Origin of the sequence: Cellulomonas sp. ACRRI (genome assembly GCF_022346185.1) — a bacterium.
Taxonomy (GTDB): Bacteria; Actinomycetota; Actinomycetes; order Actinomycetales; family Cellulomonadaceae; genus Cellulomonas.
The window spans coordinates 1-5,073 of record NZ_JAKRMS010000195.1; the positions used below are offsets into that span (position 1 = coordinate 1).

The 5,073-nt window shown below is 79.6% G+C and carries 4 protein-coding genes; all 4 read left to right on the plus strand.

The genetic code is table 11. The annotated features are described in order from the left end of the window. The first annotated feature begins 141 nt into the window (after positions 1–141). The 4 genes from MHY85_RS20100 to MHY85_RS20115 are packed head-to-tail and all read left to right on the plus strand — an operon-like array spanning position 142 to position 5,028. Positions 142–1,683 (plus strand): oligosaccharide flippase family protein, encoded by a 1,542-nt coding sequence (locus MHY85_RS20100; RefSeq protein WP_239199995.1) that lies wholly within the window; start codon positions 142–144, stop codon positions 1,681–1,683. Continuing rightward, complete coding sequence (locus tag MHY85_RS20105) at positions 1,680–2,897, plus strand: glycosyltransferase family 2 protein (protein WP_239199997.1); 1,218 nt, start codon at positions 1,680–1,682, stop codon at positions 2,895–2,897. Before MHY85_RS20100 ends, MHY85_RS20105 begins: the two co-directional genes overlap by 4 nt. After that, positions 2,894–4,144 (plus strand): glycosyltransferase family 1 protein, encoded by a 1,251-nt coding sequence (locus MHY85_RS20110; RefSeq protein ID WP_239200000.1) that lies wholly within the window; start codon positions 2,894–2,896, stop codon positions 4,142–4,144. Before MHY85_RS20105 ends, MHY85_RS20110 begins: the two co-directional genes overlap by 4 nt. Next, positions 4,141–5,028, plus strand: a complete 888-nt coding sequence (locus tag MHY85_RS20115; RefSeq protein ID WP_239200002.1) for a DUF6492 family protein — start codon at positions 4,141–4,143, stop codon at positions 5,026–5,028. Before MHY85_RS20110 ends, MHY85_RS20115 begins: the two co-directional genes overlap by 4 nt. The last annotated feature ends 45 nt before the right edge of the window (positions 5,029–5,073 follow it).

The following is a 5,073-nucleotide window of genomic DNA, read 5'->3' on the forward strand; positions in this document are numbered from 1 at the left end:
TCGCTGGCCCGGCAGCGGGCCGCGGCGGCGGTGCGGGCGCGCGCGGGAGCGCGGTGGGGACGTCGGGCCGGACGGCGGGGACGTCGGCGCGCGCGGTGCGGCGGCGACCCGGGATGGCGCCGCGCAGCGGGAGGGGGCGCGGTGACGTCGTCGCCGGGGCTCGGCCGGCAGGTCGGCCGCGGGCTCGCCTGGGGCAGCGCGGGCAGCGTCGTGCTGCGGTTCGGCAACGTGCTGGTCGGCATCGTGCTCGCGCGGCTGCTCGCGCCGGAGGACTTCGGCGTGTTCGCGATCGCCCTGGCGGTGCAGGGCGTCCTGGTCACCGTGGTCGACCTGGGGCTGAGCGCGGACCTGGTGCGGTCCGACGAGCCCCGACGCCTGGAGCCGACCGTGGCGACCATCAGCCTCGTCCTCGGCGCGCTGCTCGCGGGGGCCATGGTCGCGACCGCGGAGCCCGTGGCGCGCGCGCTGGGCAGCGAGCGCGCCGCCCCCGTCATCGCGGTGCTCGCCGCGACCCTCGTGGTGTCCGCCGCGGGCGTCGTCCCGTACGCGCGCCTGCAGCGGGGGTTCCACCAGCGGGAGATCTTCGCGACCGGTCTCGTGGACCTGGTGGTGGGCACCGTGGTCACCGTCCTGCTGGTGCGCGCGGGCTGGGGTCCGATGGCGCTGGCCGCCTCGCGGCTCGTCGCCCAGCCCGCCGCCACCGGGACCCAGTTCCTGCTCAGCCGCACGGTGCCGCGGTTCGGCTACGACCGGGCGCTGGCCCGCGGGGCGGTCGCGTACGGCGCGCCGCTCGCGGGGGCGAACCTGCTGTCGATCGCGCTGCTGGCGGTCGACAAGGTGGTGCTCGCGCGCGGGGCGGGTGAGGTGGCGCTCGGGTACTACGTGCTCGCGTTCAACGTGGCGAGCTGGCCGATGACCGTCATCGGGCAGACGGTGCGCCCGGTGGCGCTGGCGGCGTTCGCGCGGCTCGACGAGCGCGGGGACGCACCGGTCGGCGTGCCCGGTGGGCCGCCCGGCGCCCGGCCGGACGCCGGCGACGGCGGGCTGGCGCTCGCGACCCGCCTCACCTGGGCGGCCGCCGTCCCGGTGGCCTGCCTGCTGGGCGCCCTGAGCCTGCCCGTCGTGACGCTGCTGTACGGCGGCCGGTGGGCCCCCGCGGCCGGGGCGCTCGCCGCGCTGGCGGCGTTCGGAGCGCTGCGGGTGCTGTTCGACCTGCTGGCGACCTACCTGATCGCGCGCGGGGCCACCCGGCCGGTGCTCGCCGTGCAGGTCGCCTGGCTGGTCGCGCTGGTGCCCGCGGTGGTCGTCGGCGCGCGGGCCGGCGGCTCGGCCGGGGTCGGCTGGGCGCACGTGGTGGTCGCGGCGGTCGTGGTGCTCCCGCTGTACCTGGCCGCCGTCCGGCGCAGCGGGGCGGACCTGCGGGCGCTGGCGGGGGCGGTCTGGCTGCCGCTCGTGGCGGCGGGCCCGACCGTGGTCGCCGCGGTGCTGGTGGCGCGGCAGGTGCCGGGGTCGCTCGGCGCGCTGGCGGCCGGCGGCGCGGCGGGCGCGCTGGTGTACGTCGCCCTCGTCGGCCGGCCGCTGCTGCGGGACCTGCGTGGACTGCGGTCGGCGGCGACCGGAGCCGGCCGCCCCGTCGCGCCGTCGCCGGCGGCGGTGCCGCCCGACCCGGAGCGCGTCCCGTGACCGCCGGCGCTGCGCCGCTGACCCGGACCGTCCGCGCGCGACCCCGCCCGGTCGGGACCGCCGACGCCACCGTCACGGTGGTCGTCCCGTGCCACGACTACGCGCGCTACCTGCCGGCGGCCGTGGGCAGCGCGCTGGGCCAGGGCGGTGTGCGCGTCGACGTGGTCGTGGTGGACGACGCGTCCACGGACGACTCGCTGGGCGTGGCCCGGCGGCTGGCCGACCGGGACCCGCGGGTCACCGTCCTGGCGCACGCCCGCAACCGCGGTCCGGTCGAGACGTTCAACGACGGGCTCGCCCGGGCGACGGGGGAGTTCCTGGTGCGGCTCGACGCCGACGACCTGCTCACGCCCGGTTCGCTCGCCCGGTCGGTGGCGGTCGCGCGCGCGTACCCGTCGGTGGGGCTCGTGTACGGGCACCCGGTGCACTTCACCGGCGAGCCGCCGGCCGCCCGGACCCGGGCCCGCCGGTGGACGGTCTGGCCCGGTCGGCGGTGGCTCGCCGACCGGTGCGCCGACGGCTACAACGTCATCACGTCGCCGGAGGTGCTCATGCGCGGGTCGGTGGTGGCGGCGGTCGGCGGCCAGCGGCCGCTCGCGCACGCGCACGACATGGAGATGTGGCTCCGGCTGGCCGCCCACGCCGACGTGGCCCACGTGGGCGGTGCCGACCAGGCCTGGCACCGCGAGCACGCCGCCAGCCTGTCGGCGCGCGAGGTGGACGACGCGACCGACTTCCGCGAGCGGGTGGCGGCGTTCGCCGAGCTCGCCGCCGGCGGCGCGGCGGGGCTGCCGGAGCGGGACGACCTGCTGGCCGCGGCCCGCCGCGCGCTGGTGCGGCAGGCGCTGCGGGCGTGCCGGTACGAGGTCGACCGCGGGCGCCGCGACCCCGAGCGCGTGCGCCGGCTCATGGCGGAGGCGCTGCGCGCCGCGCCGGAGCTCGCGGGGCCGTGGGCGCGGCTGGACGCCGCGCTGGACGCCTCGCCCGGACCGCTCGGCCGGGCGGCGGGCCTCGCGCGGGCGGTGCGGGTGCGCGCCGACGACGTGCGCCGCGCGCACCGCTGGGCGCGCACGGGCACGTACACCCGCGACGGGGCGGGCCCGCTCCCGCCGGCGCGGTCGAGCGTCCCCGGCGCGGGCGGGAGATCCCGCGGACCCGCGGACGGCGTGCCCCCGACCTCGGCGGGGGTCGTGCGCGGGCGGGGGGCGGCGTGAGAGCGCGCGACCTGCCGGCCGCGGCGCGGCGCGTGCGGGCGATGGGGGCGCGGGAGACGGCGCAGCGCGCCGCCGCACGGCTGTACCGGGCCACCGGAGCCGCCGCCCTCGACTTCCCGCTGCTGCCCGGCGACGTCGCCGACCCCGGGTCCGCCGCGCGCGCCGTGGCCGCCGCACCGCCCGCGGGGCGGCCGCTGACGATCGGCTGGCTGTGCGTGCCGCCGGGCCCGCACTCCGGCGGCCACACCACGATGTTCCGGATGGTGCGGGCGCTGGAGGCGGCGGGGCACCGGTGCGTGCTGTACCTGTACGACCGGCACGGCGGGGACGTCCGGCAGCGCGCGGCGGTCGTGCGGGCGGGGTGGCCCGACGTGCGGGCCGAGATCCGCGACGTGGCGGACGGGGTCCACGGCGTCGACGCGTGCGTGGCCACGTCCTGGCAGACGGCGCACGTGCTCGCCCGCCGCGGCACCGACCCGATGCGCCGGCTGTACTTCGTCCAGGACGTCGAGCCGTACTTCTACCCGCACGGCGCGCAGCGCGCGCTCGCCGAGGACTCCTACCGGCTCGGGCTGCGGGTGCTGGCGCTGGGCGAGATGGTCGCGGGCCACCTGCGGGCCGACCTCGGCGTCGAGGTCGACGTCGTCCCGTTCGGCTGCGACACCGAGGTCTACCGGCCGCTGCCGCCGACCACCCGCAGCGGCGTCGTGCTCTACGCGAAGCCGGACGTCGCCCGGCGGGGGTACGATCTGGCGCGGCTCGCGCTGCCGGCGTTCCACGCGCGCCACCCGGACCAGGAGATCCACGTCTACGGCGACCCCGCGCGCGACCTCGGGGTCCCGGCGACCCGGCACGGCGGGCTCGACCCGGAGGCGCTGAACGCGCTCTACCACCGGACGCTCGCCGGGCTGGCGCTGTCGTTCACCAACATCTCCCTGGTCGCCGAGGAGATGCTCGCGGCCGGCACCGTGCCGGTGGTCAACGACTCCGCCGACGCGCGCGCCGACCTGCCGAACCCGCACGTCCTGTGGGCCGCGCCGACGCCCGCCGCCGTCGCCGGGGCCCTGTCCGCGGCGGTCGGGCACCCGGACCCGGCGGGCCGGGCGGCGGCGGTGCAGGCGAGCGTGGCGGGGCGGACCTGGGCCGAGGCGCAGGCCCGGCTGGTGGCGCTCGTCGAGGGGCAGGTGCGCGGGGCGCCGTCGGCCCCGAGCGGGGCGGCCCCCGGCGGACGGGCGGCCGGCTCGTGACCGCCGCGACCCCGAGCCCGACCATGCTCGTGCTCACCCCGTCCTACCGGCCCGACCACCCGCTGTGCGTCGAGCTGAACCGCTCGGTGCTCCGCCTGGCCCCGCCGACGGTGCGGCACGCCCTGGTGGTGCCGCCCGCCGACCTGGGCCTGTTCCGCTCGCTCGCGGGCGAGCGCACCACGGTCCAGGACGCCCGTGCGGTCGTGCCGCGGCCCCTGCGCAAGGTCCCCGGCCTCAACCTGTGGGTCGACCCGCGGGTCCCGTTCCCGCCGGTGCGCGGCTGGGTCGCGCAGCAGGTGGTCAAGCTGGCCGCCGTGGCCGCCGCGGACGCCGACCTGGTCCTGCTGGCCGACTCGGACCTGGTGTTCGTCCGGCCGTTCGGGCCGCGCACCTTCGCGCCGGACGGCGCCGTGCCCCTGTACCGGCGCGAGGGCGCCGTCAGCGCCCACCTGCCGCGGCACGTGCGGTGGCACGAGGTCGCGCGCCGGCTGCTCGGCCTGCCGCCCGGCGACGAGGCCGCCCGGCCCGACTACGTGTGCTGGCCCTGCCTGTGGGAGCCCGCGGTCGTGCGCCGGATGCTCGCCCGGGTCGAGACCGTGACCGGGCTGCCGTGGGCCGCGGCGGTCGGGCGCGAGCTGCACGTCTCGGAGATGGTGCTGTACGGGGTGTACGTCGACGAGGTCGAGGGCCGCGACCGCCCGGTGCAGCACACCGACGACATGCGCTGCCCCGCGTACTCCGACGAGGCGCCGCTCGACCGCGACGGCCTGACGGCGTTCCTCGCCCGGGTCCGGCTGCGCGACGTCGCGGTGATGGTCTCGGCGAAGTCCGGCACCGCGCTGGACCTCCGCCGCCGCCTGATCGCCGCGCGCGTCCCGGGCTGACACGGCGCGCCCCGCGCTCTCGCACCCCGCACCCCCGCGCCCCGC